This is a genomic window from Pedobacter psychrodurus, assembly GCF_032678585.1.
Taxonomy (GTDB): domain Bacteria; phylum Bacteroidota; class Bacteroidia; order Sphingobacteriales; family Sphingobacteriaceae; genus Pedobacter; species Pedobacter psychrodurus_A.
Map to the genome: position 1 here is coordinate 88,091 of NZ_JAVTSN010000009.1, position 23,688 is coordinate 111,778.

General features: G+C 37.5%; 12 protein-coding genes and 1 tRNA gene. All 13 read left to right on the forward strand.

Annotation, left to right across the window (positions count from 1 at the left end; genetic code table 11):
• Nucleotides 1-96: 96 nt before the first annotated feature.
• The 13 genes from R2S57_RS08105 (at nt 97) to R2S57_RS08165 (ending at nt 23,553) form a co-directional block, all read left to right on the forward strand.
• On the forward strand, nt 97-795 hold the full coding sequence (locus R2S57_RS08105) for an ABC transporter ATP-binding protein (RefSeq protein WP_055903687.1): 699 nt from the start codon (nt 97-99) through the stop codon (nt 793-795).
• A gap of 232 nt (nt 796-1,027) precedes the next feature.
• The gene (locus tag R2S57_RS08110) at nt 1,028-3,400 is read left to right on the forward strand and encodes an ABC transporter permease (protein ID WP_316844543.1); all 2,373 of its coding nucleotides are present in this window, start codon (nt 1,028-1,030) and stop codon (nt 3,398-3,400) included.
• A 76-nt stretch (nt 3,401-3,476) separates the two neighbouring features.
• Nucleotides 3,477-5,837, forward strand: coding sequence for an ABC transporter permease (locus tag R2S57_RS08115; RefSeq protein ID WP_316844544.1), 2,361 nt, complete (start codon nt 3,477-3,479; stop codon nt 5,835-5,837).
• 81 nt (nt 5,838-5,918) lie between these two features.
• Nucleotides 5,919-8,306, forward strand: a complete 2,388-nt coding sequence (locus R2S57_RS08120; protein ID WP_316844545.1) for an ABC transporter permease — start codon at nt 5,919-5,921, stop codon at nt 8,304-8,306.
• 172 nt (nt 8,307-8,478) lie between these two features.
• On the forward strand, nt 8,479-10,851 hold the full coding sequence (locus R2S57_RS08125) for an ABC transporter permease (protein ID WP_316844546.1): 2,373 nt from the start codon (nt 8,479-8,481) through the stop codon (nt 10,849-10,851).
• A 169-nt stretch (nt 10,852-11,020) separates the two neighbouring features.
• A complete protein-coding gene (locus R2S57_RS08130; protein ID WP_316844547.1) occupies nt 11,021-13,402 on the forward strand; it encodes an ABC transporter permease in 2,382 nt (793 codons plus the stop codon).
• A 75-nt stretch (nt 13,403-13,477) separates the two neighbouring features.
• On the forward strand, nt 13,478-15,853 hold the full coding sequence (locus R2S57_RS08135) for an ABC transporter permease (protein ID WP_316844548.1): 2,376 nt from the start codon (nt 13,478-13,480) through the stop codon (nt 15,851-15,853).
• Between the two features lie 230 nt (nt 15,854-16,083).
• Entirely contained in the window at nt 16,084-18,483 is a 2,400-nt protein-coding gene (locus tag R2S57_RS08140) for an ABC transporter permease (protein WP_316844549.1), read from the forward strand.
• A gap of 76 nt (nt 18,484-18,559) precedes the next feature.
• Complete coding sequence (locus R2S57_RS08145; protein ID WP_316844550.1) at nt 18,560-20,929, forward strand: ABC transporter permease; 2,370 nt, start codon at nt 18,560-18,562, stop codon at nt 20,927-20,929.
• Between the two features lie 370 nt (nt 20,930-21,299).
• Nucleotides 21,300-21,983, forward strand: a complete 684-nt coding sequence (locus R2S57_RS08150) for an ABC transporter ATP-binding protein (protein WP_316844551.1) — start codon at nt 21,300-21,302, stop codon at nt 21,981-21,983.
• Nucleotides 21,984-22,080: 97 nt separating this feature from the next.
• Nucleotides 22,081-22,878 carry a helical backbone metal receptor gene (locus R2S57_RS08155; RefSeq protein WP_316844552.1) on the forward strand — a complete coding sequence of 266 codons (798 nt, stop codon included), beginning with the start codon at nt 22,081-22,083 and terminating at the stop codon, nt 22,876-22,878.
• Between the two features lie 74 nt (nt 22,879-22,952).
• A complete protein-coding gene (locus R2S57_RS08160; RefSeq protein ID WP_316844553.1) occupies nt 22,953-23,255 on the forward strand; it encodes a hypothetical protein in 303 nt (100 codons plus the stop codon).
• Between the two features lie 216 nt (nt 23,256-23,471).
• Nucleotides 23,472-23,553 (forward strand) — tRNA-Leu (locus R2S57_RS08165).
• Nucleotides 23,554-23,688: the final 135 nt, after the last annotated feature.

The following is a 23,688-nucleotide window of genomic DNA, read 5'->3' on the forward strand; positions in this document are numbered from 1 at the left end:
AAAATGGGATATAAAGTTAGCAATTAATATAATCACGTCTTGATACTAAATACTTGGTTAAAAGCACTTGATACTAAAATACTTGATACTAGAATTATGATTAAAATAGAAAATCTGGAAAAAGTTTACAAAACTGAAGAAGTAGAAACCACTGCACTCAACGGAATTAACCTTCATGTTGCTGCGGGAGAGTTTGTTTCCATTATGGGGCCTTCTGGCTGTGGAAAATCTACCTTACTAAATGTAATGGGTTTATTGGATAAGCCCGAAAGTGGAAGTTATAAGTTTATCGATACCGAGCTTTTAACGCTAAATGATAGAGAACGCTCAAATTTCCGTAAGCGGAACATGGGGTTTGTTTTCCAGAATTTCAATTTAATTGATGAATTAACCGTTTTCGAAAACATCGAACTGCCGTTAATCTACAATAAAATTCCTGCTGGCGAACGTAAAAAGCTGGTAAACGAAATTATTGAGAGAATGAATATCGTAAACCGTAGCGGACACTTCCCACAGCAATTATCAGGTGGACAACAACAGCGTGTGGCGGTAGCAAGGGCATTGGTTACGAAACCCAAACTGGTTTTAGCCGATGAGCCAACAGGAAACTTAGATAGCTCACATGGTAACGAAGTAATGGAACTGCTTTGCGAACTGAATGAAACCGGAACAACCATTGTAATGGTTACCCACTCCAGCCACGACGCCAGTTTTTCGAACAGGATCATCAACCTGAAAGATGGACATGTGATTTCTGAAAAGATAAACAAGAGCAGAAATGAAGAACTGATATAGGAAAAAGCTGAAGGTTTTAAAACAGAAGGCTGAGTGATACCAACCTTTTACCCTCCACCTTCCCGCCTGCAACCACTAATGAAATTTTAGTTTAGTTAATGATAGCCACCCAATAATCTTCCCGGATGGGAGATTAGGGATTGGCGCAAAGAAAAGGTGAAAATTTTAGGCGATAGAATTAATGCACTAAAGCCTTCAACCTTTTAACTTTCCAACCCTCAACCTCAAAAATATGTTCAAATTAAACCTAAAAATAGCCTTACGTAACCTTTGGAAAAACAAGGGCTTCTCCTTAATTAACATTGGGGGATTAGCCATTGGTTTGGCCAGTTGTATGGTTTTGTTGCTTTATGTTGCTTATGAATGGAGCTACGATAAACAGTTTTCTAATCATGAAAAAACATATGTGGTTTATCAAAACATGGAGGCAAGTGGTAAAACTTTCAGCTGGGCGTGGACACCAAATGTTATGGCTAAAGAAGTGCAAGAAAAAATACCTGGCGTTAAATATGCCTCTCACACAACTTATCCGAGGAAACAACTCATTACCGTTGGCGACAATAAGATAAATAGCAATGCCGTATTTGCCGATCAGAACTTTATTAAAATATTGGATTATAAATTTCTTGAAGGTAATTCGGCCACAGTTTTAAAAGATGTAAATACCATTATTCTTACCAGGTCTTTTGCAACAAAATTATTTGGAAATGAAGATCCTATTAATAAGACAGTAAAGCTCGAAAACGAGGAAGTATTAAAAGTAGAAGCTGTAATAGAAGATGCTCCTGCAAATAGCAGCTTAATTTTTGAATGTATTATGCCCTGGGCATTGTTCGAAAAACGAGAAACCTGGGTAAAGGATGGTAATTGGGGGAATAACATGTGTTTAACACTTGTTCAGTTAAAGGATAATAACTTTTTTACTAATGCAAATGATTTGATGTATGGTATCTACAAACGTAATCAGAAAGATAATACAGCAGTAGCTTTATTGCATCCTTTAACAAAATGGCACTTATACGATGATTTTCAAAACGGTAAATCGGTAGGTGGAAAAATAGATCAGCTTAAAATATTTTTATTGCTGGCCTTTTGCATCTTATTAATTGCCTGTGTAAATTTTATGAATTTATCTACAGCACGGTCAGAGCGAAGGGCGAAAGAAGTTGGCGTTCGTAAGGCAATTGGATCAACACGTAAATCGTTAATTAGTCAGTTTTTTTTAGAATCCCTGCTCATCACATTTATTGCCACAGTTTTAGCTTTTATCTTAATTGAAGTTAGTTTGCCATATTTTAACAGTTTGTTAGATATTAATTTAACAATCGATTATCATAATGGCCCATTTTGGTTAACACTTGTGGGCTTAATGGTTTTAACCGGATTTGTAGCAGGTAGTTATCCTGCACTTTATTTATCCTCTTTCGAGCCGATTAAAGTGTTAAAAGGTTTCACCCTTAAAACAGATTCATCAGCTTTGGTAAGGAAAGTATTGGTAGTGGGGCAATTTGTTTTTGCCGCTGGTTTGATTATTTGTACCGCAGTAATTTATCAACAACTTAATTATGTGAAAAACAAGCCTATTGGTTATGATCAATCCAATTTAATCCAAATCGCAGTAGTTGGCAAAATGAATGATGCTACTAAGCTAGAATTGCTTAAAACGCAACTAATAGCAGCTGGTGCAACAACTAATGTTACTTCTTTTAGTACTGATTTTACTGAAGGAGGAGATAATACAACGGGTATAGAATGGGAAGGTAAAAATCCGAATGAGAAAATTTCTTTTAACCATAGAACAATTGGATATGATTTTGTTGAAACTATTGGCACTAAAATAATTAGTGGCAGGGAGTTTTCTGCGAAATTTCCTAATGATACAGCTAGCGTATTGTTAAATGAGTCGGCTGTGAGAATGATGCAATTAAAAAATCCAATTGGCAAAGTAATTACCTTCTGGGGAGATAAAAAACTAACTATAGTTGGTATTGTAAAAGATTTCGTGGTAGAAAGTGTTTACCAAAGAGTGGCTCCAATGATTTTTAGGGCTAATGGAAAGTACGATGCGAGGGTTCTTATTGTGCGTTTAAATCCTAATCAAAACATCAGTTCATCACTTGCTAAAATTGACGATTTAGTAAAGCAAATGGAACCTAATTATCCTGTTAACCGCAAATTTGTGAACGAATCTTTTGAAGTAAAATTTAAAAATGAAAAAATTCTTGGTTCACTTTCAAACTGGTTTGGTGGTTTCGCCATTTTTATTTCTTGCTTAGGATTACTTGGTTTAGCGCTCTTTATGGCCGAGCAGCGCAAAAAGGAAATCAGTATCCGCAAGGTTTTAGGCGCCAGTACTGGCAATATCCTTGTATTGCTAAATAAAGATTTTATAAAATTGGTGGCCATTGCCAATCTCATAGCGTTCCCATTGGCATATATTATAATCAATAAATGGCTTTCAGCTTTCGAGTATCGCATATCTATATCTGCACTACCGTTTATTGTAGCCATTGTTTTATCGGTACTTATTGCCATACTTACAGTTAGTGCCCAATCCGTTAAAGTAGCAAAGGCAAATCCTATTGATGCTTTAAAATACGAGTAAGAACTGCGCTAAGCGTTTGGAGATCGGCGTGTATTTATCGCTAACCGCCAAACGCTTCACCCTAAACCTCACGAACATGTTTAAACTTAACTTAAAAATAGCATTACGCAACCTGTGGAGAAACAAAGGTTTTACCCTGATTAATTTGGGTGGATTGGCCATTGGTTTGGCGAGTTGTATGATTTTATTGCTGTATGTTGCTTATGAGTACGGTTACGATAAACAATTTACTGATTATGATAAAACGTATGTGCTTTACAATAATCAGAAAACAGCCTCTGAGACGTTTAGTTTTATGGCTTTTCCTGGTCAGTTGAAAGACGAAATTAAAGAAAAAGTTCCAGGCGTAGCAAGAGTGAGCCGGTTATCTTACCCGGAACCAACACTAATCTCTTATCATCAGAATAATTTTAAAATGAATGCCGTTTTTGGTGATCCGGACTTTCTTAAAATGTTCGATTATAAAGTTTTAAAGGGGAATTCAAATACATTTCTGAACAGTGTTGATGGTGTGATTTTAACAGAAACACTGGCTAAGAATCTTTTTGGGAATGAAGATCCAATTAATAAAGTAGTTAAGCTGGATAATAATGAAAATTTAAAGGTAGAAGGGGTGATTGCAGACCGTCCTAAAAATTCGACTTTAGAACTGGATTATATCCTATCGTGGAAGCTATATGAGAAATTAAACTCCTGGACCAAAACCAGCGGCTGGGGCAATAATTATTGTATGATGTTTATGCAACTTCAGAACAATTTATTTTTTGACCAGGCGAATCATCAGTTAAAAGGAATGATCAAGGCGCATGATAAAGAGGTAAACGGAGAACCTTTTATGCACCCACTTTCTAAATGGCATCTGTCAGACAGGTTTGAAAATGGAAAAAATGTAGGCGGAAGAATCGATCAGTTGAGGATATTTTTCCTGCTTGCATTCTGTATTCTTTTAATTGCGTGTGTTAATTTTATGAACCTTTCAACAGCCAAGTCAGAAAAGAGAGCACGTGAGGTTGGTGTACGTAAAGCCATTGGTTCTTCCAGAAATAACCTTGTAGGCCAGTTTATGTTCGAGTCTGTTCTGCTGACGACGCTAAGCATGTTAGTGGCTTTTGTTTTGATTGAGGTAAGCCTGCCATATTTTAACAATCTATTGGGCATTACATTAGGGATTGACTATAAAGATTATAAATTCTGGTCTGTATTTTTAGGTTTAACCCTATTTACAGCGTTAATGGCTGGCAGTTATCCAGCGTTCTATCTTTCTTCCTTCGATCCGGTTAAGGTTTTAAAAGGATTTAAAATTTCGGGGGGATCTTCTTTATCGATCCGTAAATTTTTGGTTGTATTTCAGTTTGTTTTTGCGGCCTGTTTAATTGTTTGTACAGCAGTTATTTATCAGCAGTTGAATTATATTAAAAATAAACCGATCGGATATAACAAGGCAAATCTGGTTCAGATTTCTACCGAAGGCGAATTTTCGAAACCAGAAAAAAGAGCAGTCCTGAAAGACGAATTGTTGAAAGCGGGCGCCATAACGGCCTTTACAGAGTATAGCACGTCGTTAACAGGTGGTGGAAACAATACTTATGGCATCAGCTGGCCTGGTAAAAATGAACAGGACAAAATCCTGGTCAATTTTAGGTTTACCAATCTCGATCTCACTAAAACCACCGGAATGGAAATTTTAAAGGGCCGCGATTTTTCGAAAGATTTTGTAGATACCGCCAATGTGCTGGTTAACGAAGCGATGGTAAAGGTAATGGGTATGAAAGATCCTGTAGGTAAAATGATCAGTTGGGACCAGCCGATCAGGATTATCGGAGTGGTAAAAGATTACGTGATGGAATCGCCTTATCAGAAAGCAAAGCCATTGTTGATTGCGCAAAATCCAAGTCGCGCTACCACAATAATCATGCGTTTGAATGATAAAAATAACATTACTACTTCGGTTAACCAGATCAATGAAATCGCTAAAAAATTAAATCCGGCTTATCCGGCAACGATCAGATTTGTTGATGATAATTTTGAGCTGAAATTCAAGAACGAAAAACTATTGGGAACACTATCAAACTGGTTTGGTGGCTTCGCCATCTTTATTTCGTGTTTGGGCTTATTGGGATTGGCTTTGTTTATGGCCGAGCAACGTAAAAAGGAAATCAGCATCCGCAAAGTTTTGGGTGCTACTACAGCCAACATCCTAACTTTATTAAATAAAGATTTTATCAAATTGGTGGCAATAGCAAATGTAATTGCATTTCCACTGGCCTATATTATTATTAACAAATGGCTTTCAGGTTACGAATACCGCATTTCGATTTCTGTGTTGCCATTTATTGCCGCCATTAGTTTATCGGTTATTATCGCGGTACTTACCGTAAGTATACAATCGGTTAAGGTAGCGAAAGCAAACCCTGTTGATGCACTTAAATACGAATAAGACCTGCGCAAGGCGTTTGGTGCTAAGCGTTTGAAACGCCTAACGCCTAACACCGCACGCTCTACGCTTAACCTCAAAAAGATGTTCAGATTAAACTTAAAAATAGCACTGCGTAACCTTTGGAAGAATAAAAGTTATGCAATGATCAGCATATTCGGTTTGGCTGTGGCCTTAACCATCTTTATTTTAACCATGTTGTATGCGAATTATGAGAAAGGATATGATTCCTGGAACGCAGGTTATGAGCATATTTATCGTGTAAATTATAAATCATCAACCGAAAATGTTGCGCTAAGTCCTGGTAATATGGCAACAATAAGTAAGGAGAAAATCCCTGCAGTTGAGGCCGCAACGCGGATACAGGATTACTGGTTTGGAGATCTGTTGCTTAAAACAAAAACAAAGAGTTTATATGTAAACGACGTTTTACTTGCTGACAGCAATTTTTTAAAGGTATTTAATTATCCATTGGTTTATGGCAATGCGGAAACTGCATTTAGCAAACCACAGACGCTGATTTTAAGTAAAACAATGAGTGAAACGCTTTTTGGAATAGGGGTAAACCCTGTTGGTGAAACCATCGTACTCGATCAAATAATGCCGTGTACAGTAGCAGCTGTAGTAGATGAAGCCAAATTTCCATCACATTTTCATTTTAAACTTATACGGAGGTTTAAAAAGAGTGCCAATGAGGAGTATTACAGCAATAACTTTTACACCTATGTTAAATTAAATGCTAATAGCGATGTTGTGCAAACAACAGATTTATTGAATAAAAACCGCACTGAAATATTAAATGCCGAGCTGGCCAAATTACCGAATGAAGAAAAAAAAGGCTTTTCTGAATTCATTACCCAAAATAAACTTTATCTGCAGCCAATAAAAGAGATACATTTAACCAAAGCCAGTGTAGAATACGAATTTACAGGTAATGGAGTGGGGCGTTATATGTACCTGATGTTTATTGTGGCTACGCTCGTTTTGATTATTGCCGCTGTCAATTTTACCAATTTATCCATTACTATTGCCACTAGGAGAGCCAAAGAAACTGGAGTAAGGAAAGTTTTAGGTGCGCATAAAATGCAGATTGGTATACAGTTTATTTTAGAAACAGGCTTTCAGTGTTTATTAAGTCTGGTGATAGCGATTATCAAGGTAGAACTCTTTTTACCTGGCTTCAATAATACCATCGGTTCATCTATTCAACTCAATAACTTTTCTGATTACAGTCAGATAGCTGGTCAGGTTTTACTATTGCTATTAACTGTAACCTTAATTGTAGGACTTTATCCGGCATTACTGATTAGCAATATCATTCCTGCGAAAGTATTAAAAGGGAATTTTGCGAATAGCAACAATGGTTATTGGATTAGAAACGGCTTAATTGTACTTCAGTTTGCCATTGCAGTTTTATTTATTTCGGGCATTTGGATCATCAATAATCAGTTGAACTATATGCAGCAACGCGATCTGGGTTATAAACCACAACAGGTAATGGCCATTAATTTACAAGACGATAGTGAGGTACATTACCAGAAAGTAAAAAATACCCTGAAAAATATCAGTGGTGTAAACAGCATTAGCAGGGCCGATCATATTCCGGGTGAGGATATGGGGGGAAATAGCTATACCAACCAGGGAAAAACCTACAGTGCCAATTTTATTTCTATCGATGTAGATTATTTTAATACGATGGGGATGAAGATTGTAGACGGAAGGCCATTTAGTGCCGCCATAACAACAGATACGCTGAATTCACTGATATTGACCGAAACTGCAGCTAAAACTTTTAACCTCCAAAATCCTGTAGGCAAAACGCTTAAATTCCATGAAAAGGATGTAAAAGTAATTGGCCTGGTAAAAGATTTTAATCATTATAGTCCCGAAAAAGCTTATCAGCCAATTGTTTTTCAATACATTAAAGGAAATCCACTCCGATATGTTTTAATAAATATTTCCGCGCAAAAATCGGCAGCGGTTATTGCACAGGTTGAAAAAGAATGGACAAAACTAGAACCTGATTTTCCGATCAAATATAGCCTGCTCGATAAATCGTTCGAAAAACTATTGCAAAAACAGGTGCAGCTCCGAAGTGTTGTGGCGTTTTTATCCATCATTACCGTTGCGCTTGCTTTAATGGGGATTTTTGCCATTGCCACCTTTACCACCCAGCGCAGAAGTAAAGAGATTAATATCAGAAAAGTTCTTGGTGCCTCAATTTTTGATATCCTTGGGCTATTAAATAAAGGATTTGCCAAACTTATTATTCTGGCAAACTTAATTGCCTGGCCCATTGCCTATTTAATATTAAGAGATTGGCTAAACGGTTTTGCCTTTAGAATAGCCATGCCGGTTTTACCTTTTGTTTTATCAGGATTGATTACGCTTTTTCTTACAATTATTATTGTGAGTTTACAGTCGTATAGAGTTGCACATGCTAATCCTGTTGATGCTTTAAAGTATGAGTAATGGTGGGAAGCTAGAGGGTAATTGGGTAGAAGGTCTAGAAGCCTGGCCCCTCAATCTTTCAGGTTTTAGAAAATATTAAAATTAGACATAATGGTTAGAAGAAAGATGGTAATAGAGGTTAAAGATATATACACCTCAACCTTCCAACCTTCCAACCTTTAACCTTAAAAAGATGTTTAGATTAAATTTAAAAATAGCACTGCGTAACCTTTGGAAGAATAAGGTTAGCTCATTTATTAATGTTATTGGCCTGGCTATTGGTTTGGCCGCCTGTTTAACGTTACTATTGTATGTTACCTACGAATGGAAATTTGATAAACAGGCTAAAAATTCAGCCGATGTGTACACCACGATGACCAATATCCCTGGCGATAATGGCAAAATTTCCGGAACTTTTGAAGGTTCTACTACAGCATTTGGTCCGGCGATTAAGCAGGGGCTTTCGGAACTTAAGTATATCGCGAGGATGGATTACGGTGAAAAGAATTTAATTGCTAACGGACAAAATGCATTTAAGCGTCAATCCAAATTCGCCGAACCTGATATCCTGAAAATGTTCGATTATGAATTTATTCAGGGTAATGCAAATAACGCACTAAGTAACCCAAATTCAGTTATTTTAACGGCATCTACTGCAAAATTACTTTTTGGAACTACCGACGTATTGAATAAAAACATTCGTTTTAAAGATCGTTTTGATTTGAATATTACCGGAGTAATTAAAGATCAGCCAGACAACAGCTCAAACAAATTTGATTATTTAATGCCCTGGGCTTTTTACGAAACGATTGACCGAAGCGCCAAAGACCTTAACTGGAGCAATTATAGTTTTATAACGCTGGTGATGTTAAAAAGCGGTGTAAATTTAGACCAGGTTAATCAAAAAATAAATCAGATTGAGAAAAAAAATAATACAAACAATCAGCAATCTGAAGTATTGTTCCCATTGGCCAAGTTACATTTATACGGGAAATTTGAAGACGGCAGAAGTGTTGGTGGCGCCATAGAGCAGATTTATCTTTTTGTTGGACTCGCTTTCGGTATCCTCTTGATCGCCTGTATCAATTTTATGAACATGGCCACAGCCAAGTCAGAAAAACGTGCAAAAGAAGTGGGTATAAAGAAGACCATTGGCGCCAACAGAAGTTCGCTGATTATACAGTTTTTGACCGAATCGATGATGTTGACGTTTATTGCAGTGGTTTTTTCCATTGCCATCCTCGAGTTATTTCTTCCAACCTTTAATAACCTCTTAAATATCAAGTTGAACATCTCGTACTTCAACAGTGCCAGTTGGGGAGGCATTTTAGGGATTGTTATCGCTACCGGCCTGATTGCGGGCAGTTACCCTGCATTTTACCTATCATCCTTTAATCCGATCCAAACCTTAAAAAGAAAAATAAAGTCGAAGGGTTTCTTTTCAATTAGTTTAAGGCAGGTATTGGTAGTGGGGCAATTTTGTTTTGCCATTATTTTGATTATATCTACCCTGGTGATCTATAAACAGATCCAGTATATTAAAAACAGACCTGTAGGCTTTGATGTGAATGCTTTGGTAGAAATGCCACAGGATGGTGAATTAAAGACGAAATATGAGTTGCTGCGTGCGCAGTTGTTAAAATCAGGTGCCGTTACGTCGATGTTTCAGTCGTCAGTAAGTTTATCACATCGTGGCCGTAATTTTTCGGGCATAGAATGGGAAGGGATGTTGAAAGCTACAAACAATCAATTGTTTAACCAGGTCATTACCACCCACGATTTTATCAAAACCAATGGCATCAAATTAACCAGTGGAAGAGATTTTTCGGAAAATTTCGCTTCAGATACCAGTGCAGTGATGGCGAGTGCTTCGGCTGTTAAATTTTTTGGTTATAAAAACCCAGTTGGAAAAACGGTTACCATTAATGATGATAAATTTAATATCATAGGCGTTTTCGACGATTATGTTTGGGATTCGCCTTACAAATCGAATAACCCGATGATAATATTCTTCGATAAGCGACAAACGGGGAATATTACCATGCGTTTAAATGAGAATAATAGTCTTCAGAGTAATATGGAAACAATCAGCAGGATTACAAAAGCTTTAAACCCTGCTTATCCCCTTGAGATTAGTTTTTTAAATAACGTGTACGCCGAAAAATACAATGCCGAAAAAACTTTGGGTATACTTTCAAATCTTTTTGGCGGACTGGCCATTTTTGTTTCCTGTCTGGGCTTATTTGGATTGGTTGCCTATAGTGCAGAACAACGAACAAAAGAATTTGGCGTGCGCAAGGTATTGGGTGCCTCGTTGTTTAACCTGATGCAATTATTATCGCTCTCCTTTGTAAAAATGATCGTGGTTTCTATAGTTATCGCTATTCCTTTGAGTTATCTGCTGATGAATAAATGGCTGATGAAGTTCGAATTCCATACTGAAATATCTTGGTGGATTATGCCACTTGCCGGATTTGGAACCTTGATGATGGCTTTGATTACGGTAAGTTTTCAAGCCTATAAAACGGCGCATGCTAACCCGGTTGATGCACTTAAATACGAGTAAGGCGTGAGGTAGAAGGCTTAAGGCAGAAGGTTTAAATGCTAACTGCTTAAGCAAAACAATCGCTTTTATAGATTTACTAAATAAAATATAAACCAGGTAGGTGGCTTTAAGATGGAGTTCGTTATTAAGACGCCAAAACCTTAAAGCTTATACCCTAAACCTCAAACCTATGTTTCGGTTAAACCTAAAAATAGCGCTGCGTAACCTTTGGAAAAACAAAGGTTTTACATTGATTAATGTTGGTGGCCTTGCAATTGGCATGGCCTGTTGTTTAATGCTGCTGCTGTATGTAAACTACGAGTGGAGTTTCGATAAGCAATATAAAAATGCCGATAAAGTATATCTGGCAGCATTAAATTTAAAGTTTAATGGTAAACTCGCTACTACAATGGCCGTTCCCAATAAACTGGCCAAAGCCGGGGTTTCAGAGTTGCCTGGCATTAAAAGCGCGGCCCGCATCTCGATGAACAATGGCCAGAAATTATATAGCCATAATCAACAGCATTTTAAATTGGTCGCCTTTAATGTAGATCCCGATTTTTTAAAGATCCTTGATCATAAATTTATCTATGGCGATCCCAGTACAGCTTTATCCGAACCGAATAATGTACTGATCAGCGAATCTACGGCTAAGAAATTATTTGGTGATCAAGATCCCATCGGACAAAGTATTAAATACGACAACAGGGTAACTTTAAAAGTGAGTGCTGTAATACAAGATCTGCCTAAGAATCAAAGTATGCAGTATGATGTTTTACAGCCCTGGGCCTTTTTCGAACAGGAAAATCCTTCGGAAAAAGAAAATGGATGGGGAGCAATTACCTGTTTGACCTTATTTCAGCTTAAAGATAATGTTTCTTTAGAAGCAACGAATGCGGCATTAAAACATTTCATCATAAACAAAGAGCCAGATTTAAAGGAAATGACATACGAACCTTTTCTTTTTCCTTTAAGCAAATTTCACCTCTACGACGATTTTGATAACGGAAAAGCTGTGGGGGGTAAAATCGATCAGTTGAGGTTGTTTGTATTTTTGGCCATTTGCGTGCTGTTTATCGCTTGTATCAACTACATGAATCTTTCCACCGCCAAATCGGAGAAAAGGGCGAGAGAGGTAGGCGTTCGAAAGGCTTTAGGTTCTACCAGAAACACAATAATGGGACAGTTTATGATAGAATCGTTGCTTTTGTCGTTTTTGGCCATGTTAATTGCCTTTACATTGCTCGAAGTATCTTTACCTTATTTTAATAATCTGCTCAATATTTCAATTAAGATTGATTATAACGCCTATCAGTTTTGGAGCGTATTGCTTGCTATGGTACTTATAACCGGTTTACTTGCCGGCAGTTATCCCGCATTTTATCTTTCCTCATTCATTCCGGTAAAGGTGTTAAAAGGTTTTAAAGGCTCAACAGGCTCGTTGTCTATCCGTAAAACTTTGGTGGTGGTACAGTTTAGCCTCTCTATCTGTATGATCATTTCTGCAATTGTAATTTACAGCCAGATTCAACACCTTAAAAATAAACCTCTGGGTTTTGATCAAGCTGCACTGGCGCAGATCGATTTGGAAGGAGAATGGACAAAACCGGAAAAACTACAAACTTTTAAAAATGAATTAGAAAGAGCTGGTGCTACAATTGCTGCAACAGAATATGCAGGCTCATTTACTGATCCGGGTTCAATTACCAGCGACATTCAATGGCCAGGAAAGCCAAAAAATGATGTTTCGATCATTAATTATAGAAGTACAGGTTTCGATTTTGCCAAAACAACCGGCGTAAAGATTATTGCAGGAAGAGATTTCGATCGTAAATTTTCTGCTGATAGTTCCACATCGCTATTGCTAAATCAAACTGCTGTTAAAATAATGGGACTTAAAAATCCTGTGGGTACTATTATCCATTGGGGCGATAACCCGCCGCTTAAAGTAGTAGGTGTGGTGCAAGATTATTCCAACGAATCGCTTGCTTCAAAAATACAGCCTACGGTTTATTATTTTAGTGTTAGAACGAGTAAAGTACTACTGCTTAAGCTCAATCCGAAACAATCGCTTTCCAATTCAATTGAAGCGATAAAATCAGTAAGTCAACGTTTAAATCCTGCTTATCCGGTTGAAGTGAAATTGGTTAGTCAGGGCATGGCCGAAAAATTGCGGAGCGAAAGATTGCTCAGTGTACTGTCGAACATTTTTGGCGGTTTTGCCATCTTCATTTCCTGCTTAGGTTTATTGGGTTTAGCATTATATACCGCCGAACAGCGCAGCAAAGAAATTAGCATCCGTAAAGTGTTGGGTGCCAATCTTTCTGATATCTTGGTATTGTTGAATAAAGATTTTATGAAATTGGTAATCATATCCAACGTGATTGCCATTCCTGTAGCTTACATTCTGGTCGCCAAATGGCTGGAGAAATACGATTATAAGATTAGCATTAATCCATGGCCGTTTTTGCTGGCGCTTTTAACTTCAATAGTGATTGCCATTTTAACGGTGAGTCTGCAAACTTTTAAAGTAGCGAAAGCAAATGCTGTGGATGCACTTAAATATGAATAAAGACCTACGTTAAGCGTTTGGCGCCAAGTGTTTAAAACGCCTAACGCCGCATGCTCTACGCTAAACCTAAAAACTATGTTCAGATTAAATTTAAAAATCGCATTGCGTAACCTCTGGAGAAACAAGGTAATTACCGCTATCAATGTTGGTGGCCTGGCTATTGCTTTAACTGCATTTATACTGGTTACGATGTATTTTACCTATGAAACTGGTTTCGATAAAAAAAATCCCAATTACAACGATATTTATGTAGTAGGAAGACAGTTGCCAGATTTCAAAACGAATAATACACCACCTCCATTGGGTAAGATGATTAAAGCAGAAATACCAGAAGTAGTATCAGTTGGTATCATGAAAATGAGCTATTTTGAATTTCAGGTGACCAGCACGAATGGTATTGTGTTTTTAAGTAAATGCCTTTATCTCGATTATGATGCAGCAAAAATGTTTAACATCAAACCCAACGGTGGTTTAATTAAGCCAGAGAGTACGAGCGAAAACCTCTTTTACCTCAGCAACGAAAATTATAAGACGCTTTTTCCCCATAATAGCAGCGGCAAACCCGAAATGATTGGAATAGGTGGTAAATCTTCAGGTATTACAGGCAAACTGAGCGGAAGTATTTTTGCAGATCAACATTCAAATATTAACTTCGACGCCATTTCAGTAATGAAGGAAATGGGTTTGGGCGAAAACTATGGGTATAATAACTATAACACCTATATACAGGTAAAACCAGGTACAGATATCAAGGCCGTTGAGGCCAAGATTAATGCCCTTTATAAGCGGGAAATGCTTAAAGATGGAGAAGATCCGAATAATGAAACATTTAAGGGCACCAAAACATTTCTCGATCCTTTAAAAAATCAACACCTCAGGCCAAAGGCCGGCAGCGATGCCAATTATAAGATACTCATGGCATTGTCTGTTTTAGGCATTCTGATTTTAGTCATCGCCTGTATAAACTTTACCAATCTGAGTATCGCGCAGGCTGCCAAAAGGGCAAAGGAGGTAGGGGTTAAGAAGGTAATGGGTGCTTACCGTTTTCAACTCGCCCTTCAGTTTTTAACAGAAATCCTGATCCAGTGTTTTGTAGCCACGATATTGGGGCTGATCATGGCTGAAATTATCCTGCCTAAATTTAATAACCTTTTTGTGGTTAATTTATCCATCTGGACAGCCAATAGCAGCTTGTTCTGGCAGCTTCCTTTAATCCTCCTCTTTATTACTCTGATTGCTGGTGTATATCCGGCAATGGTATTGTCAGGTTTTAAACCTGCCCTTGTTTTAAAAGGTAACTTTCAAACCAGCAAACAAAGTTATTGGTTACGCAACGGCTTATTGGTGTTTCAGTTTAGTATAGCAGTAATTTTTATTATAGGTTTATTTGTCATCAATGCCCAACTCAAATACATGCGTAGCCAGGATATTGGTTTCAAGCCCGAACAAGTAGTTTACATCAAAAATATAGCTTATTTTGTCTCTCCCGACAAATTTGATCCTATTCGGGATAAAATCGCTAAAATTCCGGGAGTAAAATCGGTTACAGTTGCCAATGCAATACCCGATGGTTCTGATGGCGGAAAAAACAGATATACTGTAGATGGAAAAGAGCAAAGTTTAAGTTTTACGGATGTAGATTTTGATTATTTTGAAACGCTAAATATCAAGATCAAGGAGGGAAGAGTATTTTCGAGGGAATTTAAAACGGATACTGCAAACTCTGCTATCCTTAATGAAGCAGCCGTTACAAAATACGGCCTAATTAATCCAATCGGTAAAACGATAAGGGGTTGCCAGAATAAAGAGTATAAAATTGTGGGAGTGATAAAAGATTTTAAAACACTCGGTTTTGAAAAACCTGTTGAACCAGCCATTTATTCGATAAATGATCCTTGCGGAAATCCGAAAACACAAATTATGCTAAAGATAGAAGAAAGCAGGATGGCGGAAGTGCTCAATACCTTAAAGTCTCAATGGCCCGAAATTAATAAGTTGGACGGAGATAATTTCCGTTACCAGTTTTTAGATGAAATGTATGGTCGACTGTTTAAAAAACAAGAACAATTACAATCTGTATTTTTTGCAGCAGCTATACTCACTATTTTCATAGCCATCCTTGGCCTTTTTGCCTTCGCAAAATACATCACCACTGGCAGGATTAAAGAGATTGCCGTAAGAAAAATTTTAGGTGCAAGTAATCTACAGATCTTTAAGTTGATTAATAGTTCATTCTTTATCATGGTACTTATCGCCAACCTCATCTCTTGGCCATTGGCTTATGTTTTAACCAAAAAATGGCTCGAAACCTTTGCATACCGAATTGATCTGTCAGTTTTACCGTTTTTGATCAGTGCCGGATTGACCATTTTATTAACGATTATTACAGTAAGTATCCAGGCCAATAGTGCGGTAAGGGCAAACCCTGTAGATGCGCTTAAATACGAGTAAGGTCTGTGGAGGTCGTTTGGCGATCAGCGCGGATTTATCGCCAAACGCTTAACACCAAACGCTCCGCGCTACTCGCCGTTCGGTAGCGTACAGCTACTGTTCATAAACGGACATTTTTTCTTTTTGATTATTTGTATGTTTTTGATATTGAGTTGTTTATGTTTTATTTTGCTCTTGGTATAAAATTGGCATAAGGATCTGCAGATTTCATTCTATTAATTATTTGATACATGTTTAAATTAAATCTGAAAATTGCCTGGCGAAACCTTTGGAAAAACAAGGGTTATACCTTTATCAATATTTTGGGCCTTTCTATCGGAATGGCGAGTTGTATCCTCATTTTTATTTTTATACGCTACCAGCTCAGTTTCGATGAGAACTTCAAAAACGAAAGCCGTATTTACCGGGTGATTAGCGGTTGGACTACTCCTGATAGCTATTTCGAATCTGCAGGTACGCCACGTCCTCTTCCTGCAGCCATGCGGAATGATTTTAAACAACAGTTTGATAAAGTTGCTGCCATCCAGGCTGGTGGCGGCATTATTAAAGTGAAAGATGCATCAGGAAAGGAAAGAATCAAAACTTCCGAAAGTGTGCATTATGCCGAACCCGATTTTTTTGAGATCTTGAGCTTTAAATGGCTCGAAGGGAATCCGCGCCAATCACTCAGTCAGCCCAATACGGTTGTGTTATCAGATGAAATGGCTGATAAACTTTTTGGAGACTGGCACAAGGCAGTAGGACAGAGCATTAATTTCCGGAACAAAGAAGACCTTAAAGTTACAGGTATCATAGCAAAAACACCTGATAACAGTTCTTTTCCGCTTAAGGTGGTCATCTCTTATAAAACGTATCTGAACCAGAACAGACCAGAGTCGGCCACTTGGGGTACGGTTTCATCTACTTCCGAATGTTATGTGTTGTTAAAAGAAGGTGCTTCTATCGATGAGGCAAGTAAAAACCTCCCTCAGTTTATTACTAAATACTATCAAAGAGATGCCGTTTCTAAAGAAGGGCATCGTTTTCAGCCATTAAGAGATATTCATTATAATGCAGATCTCGGCAACTTTGCAAATAAAGTGATGCCCAAAAAAGAGCTTTATGGATTGGCCATCATCGGTGCTTTTTTATTGTTGACCGCCTGTATCAATTTTATCAATCTTGCTACAGCACAGGCTGTAAGCAGGGGAAAAGAAGTTGGTGTACGTAAAGTGATGGGCAGTTTGCGCAGGCAATTAATTGTACAGTTTTTAACTGAAACCCTAACCATAACCGTCTTATCATTGCTGGTAGGATGCGTGTTAACAGAGGTTGCCCTGCCGGGGATGCAAAGCCTTTTTAAGGATCATATTTCATTTAGCATTATCGAACACCCGATCATATTTGTATTTATGGTGCTTTTGGTGTTACTGGTCAGCTTTTTGGCCGGTTTTTATCCGGCAATGGTGATGTCGGGTTATAGTCCGGCATTAGCAATTAAAAATAAAATCACCGCAAATGCTGCGGGTTTAAGTTTACGGAAAATCCTTGTCGTGGTGCAGTTTGCCATTACCATTATACTGATTATAGGCACTTTGGTTGTGCTGAGGCAGATGAGTTATATGCGGGAGAAACCCCTTGGCTTTATCCCTACAGCCATAGCCTTGATTGATGTTCCTTCTGATAGCATGGCAATTACCCGCTACCATACTTTGCAAGATCGGATCAGTAAAATTCCAGGGGTAATATCAACCAGTTATTGTGGTGCAGCTCCATCTTCCGATTTTAACAACGAAAGTAATTTCAGGTACAATGGAACAATACAATCTACTTTTCAGGCCAATACCAAAACAGGAGACGAAAATTATTTTAAAACATTTGGCTTAGAGATTATTGCGGGTAAAGGTTTATCGAGAAGTGATACACTCAAAGAGTTTGTGGTCAATGAAACCATATTAAAAAAACTCAACATAATAAACTATAACGATGCACTTGGCAAACCCATCAGGATTCATGGTAAAATAGGAAACATTATCGGGGTAGTTAAAGATTTTAACAACAGGAGCCTGCATGAGCCGATTTCGCCTATTGTAATTAGCAGTGATAAAGAATCATATACCACCATTGCAGTTAAGCTTGATAGCAAACTTATTTTACCCGCAATGCAGGCCATAGAAAGTACATGGAATAACGTGCTGCCAGAGTATGTATACGGCTCTACTTTTATGGATGATAAAATCAGTGAGTATTACCAGACTGAAAAAATAATGGGTGCCCTGTTTAAAGTGTTTGCCGGGGTGATTATCTTTATTTCTTTTATCGGACTATTTGGATTAATCTCTTTTGTGGCTACACAAAGAACCCGCGAGGTAGCCATCAGAAAGGTTTTGGGCGCCTCTACAATAGAATTGGTTAAAATGTTAAATGGTTCATTTCTGTTGATGGTTTTTATTGCGAATTTAGTGGCCTGGCCGCTAGCCTATTTATTCGTTGCAAAATGGTTGGCTACATTTACCTATCGTGTTGATTTGAATATCTGGCCATTTGTATTTGCCATGATCATTTCTATGGTGATTACATTAATAACGGTAAGCATCCGCTCTTACAAAGCTGCGGTTGCCAATACCATTGATGCGCTTAAATACGAGTAAGACCTGCGGATAGCGTTTGGTGCTTGGCAGTAAATCGACGCCATGCTCTAAACGCTTTGCGCTAAACCTAAAAACGATGTTTAAACTGAATTTAAAAATCGCGTGGCGAAACCTCTGGAAAAACAAAACCTATGCCGCTATTAATATCAGTGGTTTGGCCATTGGTTTAACTTCATGTTTGTTGCTGATGTTATACGCTACTTATGAGTGGGGTTACGACAAACAATTTAAAAACTCACCGCACATTTATCAGGCCATGATTAATTTAAATGATCAGAAAGGTGGGGTGATCAGAACAATTGATCAGTCGCAGAATGTGATGTTGGCTTCACTTAAAGAAGAGTTTCCTGATGTAGTGTACGGTGCCAGGGTTACAAATCTTTATCAGCGGTTGGTGGCTAACGGTGAAGAAAGTTTAAAGCTGGATAGCAGGTATGTGGATGCTGATTTTTTACGTTTATTTAATTATGATTTTATCAGTGGAAACCCAAACAAAGCACTAAACGATCCAAATTCAATTGTACTGACAGAAACAGCAGCAAAACGGATCTTTGGTAAAACTGATGTGCTGAATCAAAAGGTACGTTTCGAAAATCAGGTGGATTTAAAAGTAACAGCAGTGATAAAAGATCTGCCAACCAATGTTACTTATGGCTTTGAATCGTTAACCACATGGTCGCTATACGAAAGCCTGAATCAATGGCCAAAGAAACCAAATTGGGGAAGCCACGATTATTATACTTTATTAAAATTAAATGAACATACCAATATAACTGCTTTTAATGCAAAATTAAAAGGTTTTGTTGGTCGCCACTTTTCGAAAGCTAAGGAGGACGTATTTCTTTATCCCTTAACAAAATTGCATCTGTACGGAACTTTCTTAAATGGTAAAGGTATTGGTGGCAATATTACTCAGGTGCAACTGTTTGTTGGTCTGGCTATTGGTATCCTGCTCATTGCGTGTATTAATTTTATGAATTTAGCAACAGCCAGTACGCAAGGTAGGGCAAAAGAAATTGGCGTTAAAAAAACGATGGGTGCATCAAGGGCAGATCTGATTTTTCAGTTTATGATCGAGTCTTTCATTTTGACCTTAATCAGTATCCTTTTTAGCATTATTATCCTCGAATTTAGCCTGCCCATGTTTAACCGCTTATTGGGTATTGAAATCATTTTTGATTATCTAAACCCGGTCAATTGGATGTTGATTTTTAGCGTTTTGATCATCACAGGTTTTATTTCCGGAAGTTATCCTTCATTTTATCTTTCAGGGTTTAACGTCATACAATCACTTAAAAAAACTTTAAATTTTAAGAAAGGCTATGGGTTAACCTTCCGGCAGGTTTTGGTAGTTGTTCAATTTAGCTTTTCGATCGTATTAATTGCAGCAACGATAACCATCTACAAACAGATTCAGTTTATAAAAAATACACCTTTAGGTTATAAATCAACCGGATTGATAGAAATACCTCATGAAGGCTTATTGTATGAAAAATTCAATCTGTTAAAAACAAGGTTATTGTCTAGCGGTGCGGTAGTTGGCGTAACACAATCATCTGGTAGTATTTCAAATAAAAATAGTAGCATTAGAGATCTGGGATGGGATGGAATGGCGGAAAGCGATAAAATGATAGATTTCGATCAAATCTATACTACTTACGATTTTATTAAAACCACAAATGTTAAATTGTTGGCCGGGAGAGATTTTAATCAAAAATTTGCTTCAGATACAGCCGCGTTGCTATTGAGTAAAAAAGCAGTTGAAGTGATGCATTTAAAAAATCCAATTGGTGCTAACATTTTATATCAGGGGGTCAAACGAAATGTTGTCGGTGTTTTCGACAATATAGTTTGGGGTGATCCAAGCAAACTTGCCGCACCTATGGTAATTGCCTATGCCGATATTAGCGATATCATTACCATGCGCTTAAATCCTGCTAAAAGTTTGAGCGAAAGTATTGATGTAATTGATAAACTCGTAAAAGAAATAAACCCGAATTTCCCCGTCGATATAAAATTTATTGATGGCTTAAATGAAATTAAATTAAAAAATGAAAGAATTTTAGGCACTTTAGCCAATCTGTTTGGCTGTCTAGCCGTTTTTGTATCCTGTTTAGGTTTATTTGGCCTTTCCTCTTTTAGTACGGCACAAAGAATAAAAGAAGTGAGTATCCGTAAAATATTGGGTGCTTCAATTACAGAACTAATGGCCTTGCTGTCGTTAAATTTTATAAAATTAATATTGATTGCAATTGTAATATCTCTTCCGGTTGCTTATTATATTATGAACAATTGGTTGCAACATTTCGAACTAAGAACATCTTTAAATTTATGGATGTTTGCATTAACTGCGACAATTATTTTATTGATTTCCATTTTAACAATCATCTGGCAAACTTACTATGCTGCAAAAACAAATGCAGTTGAAGCTTTAAAATACGAATAAAGGTGGGAAGGCCGAGGGTTTTAAGGTAGAAGGCTAAAGCGCCTAAAACCTTTCAACCTTTAACATTAAAAATACGAATAAAGGTGGGAAGGCCGAGGGTTTTAAGTGAGAAGGCTAAAGCGCCCAAAACCTTCCAACCTTAACCTTCCAACCTTAACCTTTCAACTTTTAACATTAAAAATACGAATAAAGGTGGGAAGGCCGAGGGTTTTAAGGTAGAAGGCTAAAACGCCAAAACCTTTCAACCTTCAACCTTTAACATTAAAAATATAAATAAAGGTGGGAAGGCCGAGGGTTTTAAGGTAGAAGGTTAAAGCGCCAAAAACCTTCCAACCTTTAACCTTTCAACCTTCAACCTATAAAAAAAAATATGATACAATTAACCAACATCGAAAAATACTACGCAAACAAAGGCATTAAAAATTATGTGTTGCGTTTGGTCACTACAACCATTAAACAGGGAGAGTTTGTTTCCATAATGGGCCCGTCGGGAGCCGGAAAATCGACCCTGCTGAACATTATTGGCATGCTGGAAGAGCCGACTTATGGAACTTATGAGTTTCTGGGTGAGGATGTAACCTCGCTAAATGAACGCAAACGTATCGAGCTTTACCGCAACCATATTGGCTTTGTATTTCAGGCCTATCATTTAATTGATGAAATGACGGTTTACGAAAATATCGAAGCGCCCTTATTGTACAAAAAAGTAGGTAGCTCGGAACGTGCAAGTAGAATCGCCGATCTTTTAGATCGTTTCAATATTGTGGCCAAAAAGGATCTGTTTCCGAATCAGCTTTCTGGCGGACAACAGCAACTGGTTGGTATTGCAAGGGCACTGGCGGCTCAACCGTCAATTATTTTGGCAGATGAACCAACCGGCAACTTGCAGTCGGCACAGGCCGAAGAAATTATGACGCTGTTTAAAAAGTTAAACCAGGAAGATGGGATTACTATTATCCAGGTAACACATTCAGAGAAAAATGCACAATACGGAAACAGGATTTTGCACATTGCAGATGGTGTAGTGAAAGAGGACTTAGCCGTATTAAGTTAGGTCAACATTAAAATATTAAGGGTAAATACAGCTTTGGAATTTAACAATTTCTACCTGTGTTTACCCTTTTTAGCTGTGGTTAAATTACCTTTGCTTCATGCAAAAATCATTTACCGATCAGATGGGAAGGGAAATCACCATTAATTTTCCACCTAAAAGGATTATTTCTATCGTGCCTTCACAAACGGAATTGCTGTTTGATTTGGGTTTAGATCGTGAAATTATCGGATTGACCAAGTTTTGCATCCATCCGATAGAAAAATTTGCAGAGCGGACTAAAGTAGGAGGGACGAAAAAACTCAATATCGATTTAATTAAAGATTTAAAACCGGACCTGATCATTGGCAATAAAGAGGAAAACACACAAAGTGATATAGAAGAGCTTTCTGAATATTTCCCGGTTTGGATGAGCGATATTTTTACTTTAGATGATGCTATGAAAACCATTGGTGAGATCGGAGCCCTGGTAAACCGTGAGCCAGAAGCAAGTTACCTTAACCATTTGATTTCTGCTGGTTTTAACGATCTAAAAACCCTCGCACTTCAACACCGGATTGATAAAAAGATTGCTTATCTGATCTGGCGAAAACCTTATATGGCCGCCGGAAAAAATACCTTCATTGATGATATCATGCTAACCAATGGAATGACGAATATGATCAAACAGGAACGTTATCCCACAATCACTTTAGATGAACTGAAAACTTTAAACTGCGAACTGATTTTGCTGTCATCTGAGCCCTATCCCTTTGGTGAAAAACATATTGAAGAAATACAGGCGGTTATCCCTAATGCAAAAATTATGTTGGTTGATGGAGAGATGTTTAGCTGGTACGGAAGCCGTTTGGTTAAGGCCGTGCAATATTTTTTCGAGTTCCAAAAAGAACTTTATTAGCTTTTGCTTATTAAATTTGGGTAATTTGTAGCATAAAGCTAAATCATTCCGTTACCAATAAAAATTATTCACCGATGAAAAAAATATTAATATTATCCTTAATTGTAGCCGTAATTTCAGGCTGTAGCTCAATGAACAGTGCAAACAGGGGCGCTTCTGTTACAGCAAGTGGAACGATAGAAAAACTGGGCATGAGCACTTTTCAATATGGTACACATTTACTTAAAGCAGATGATAAAACTTATGCATTAAAGAGTGCCACCATCAATCTTGATGAGTTTTTAAATAAAAAAGTTAGCGTAAAAGGAAGGAAAGTTTCTGGCTATCCGTTAGAAGGTGGTCCTGAGTTTATCGATGTAACGCTAGTGAAGTTTTAGCCATGAAATTTTAACTAAGTCTATCATAATGAACTTGTTTTATTATGCTGTATAGAAGATAGGCTAATAGCATACTGATGTCAGTTCAGTTGTACTATTCCATGGTCTGTGTCTTACAGAGCATTAATAATTAAATTCTATGCAGCTATAAGTCATCATAAAAATTTGATTATTCAATTTAGTTTCTATCTTTGCGGTCCTTACAACATCCTAACTGCGGAAGTGGCGTAATTGGTAGCCGCACCAGACTTAGGATCTGGCGCTTCACGGCGTGGGGGTTCGAGTCCCTTCTTCCGCACTTAAAAAAAGCCGTTCCGATTTAAACATCAGAATGGCTTTTTTTATGATCTCTGACCTGGTGCAATAGCCTTTATCTCCACGAAACATCGTATAAATTAATTCTTGTTTAAATTTTTCTCCTTAAAGATTAATG

Bases quoted from the DNA above. Each gene is read 5' to 3' on its own strand.
- R2S57_RS08130 (WP_316844547.1), top strand. From the start codon at position 11,021: ATGTTTCGGTTAAACCTAAAAATAGCGCTGCGTAACCTTTGGAAAAAC.
- R2S57_RS08150 (WP_316844551.1), top strand. From the start codon at position 21,300: ATGATACAATTAACCAACATCGAAAAATACTACGCAAACAAAGGCATT.
- R2S57_RS08125 (WP_316844546.1), top strand. From the start codon at position 8,479: ATGTTTAGATTAAATTTAAAAATAGCACTGCGTAACCTTTGGAAGAAT.
- R2S57_RS08115 (WP_316844544.1), top strand. From the start codon at position 3,477: ATGTTTAAACTTAACTTAAAAATAGCATTACGCAACCTGTGGAGAAAC.
- R2S57_RS08120 (WP_316844545.1), top strand. From the start codon at position 5,919: ATGTTCAGATTAAACTTAAAAATAGCACTGCGTAACCTTTGGAAGAAT.
- R2S57_RS08110 (WP_316844543.1), top strand. From the start codon at position 1,028: ATGTTCAAATTAAACCTAAAAATAGCCTTACGTAACCTTTGGAAAAAC.
- R2S57_RS08160 (WP_316844553.1), top strand. From the start codon at position 22,953: ATGAAAAAAATATTAATATTATCCTTAATTGTAGCCGTAATTTCAGGC.
- R2S57_RS08135 (WP_316844548.1), top strand. From the start codon at position 13,478: ATGTTCAGATTAAATTTAAAAATCGCATTGCGTAACCTCTGGAGAAAC.
- R2S57_RS08155 (WP_316844552.1), top strand. From the start codon at position 22,081: ATGCAAAAATCATTTACCGATCAGATGGGAAGGGAAATCACCATTAAT.
- R2S57_RS08105 (WP_055903687.1), top strand. From the start codon at position 97: ATGATTAAAATAGAAAATCTGGAAAAAGTTTACAAAACTGAAGAAGTA.
- R2S57_RS08140 (WP_316844549.1), top strand. From the start codon at position 16,084: ATGTTTAAATTAAATCTGAAAATTGCCTGGCGAAACCTTTGGAAAAAC.
- R2S57_RS08145 (WP_316844550.1), top strand. From the start codon at position 18,560: ATGTTTAAACTGAATTTAAAAATCGCGTGGCGAAACCTCTGGAAAAAC.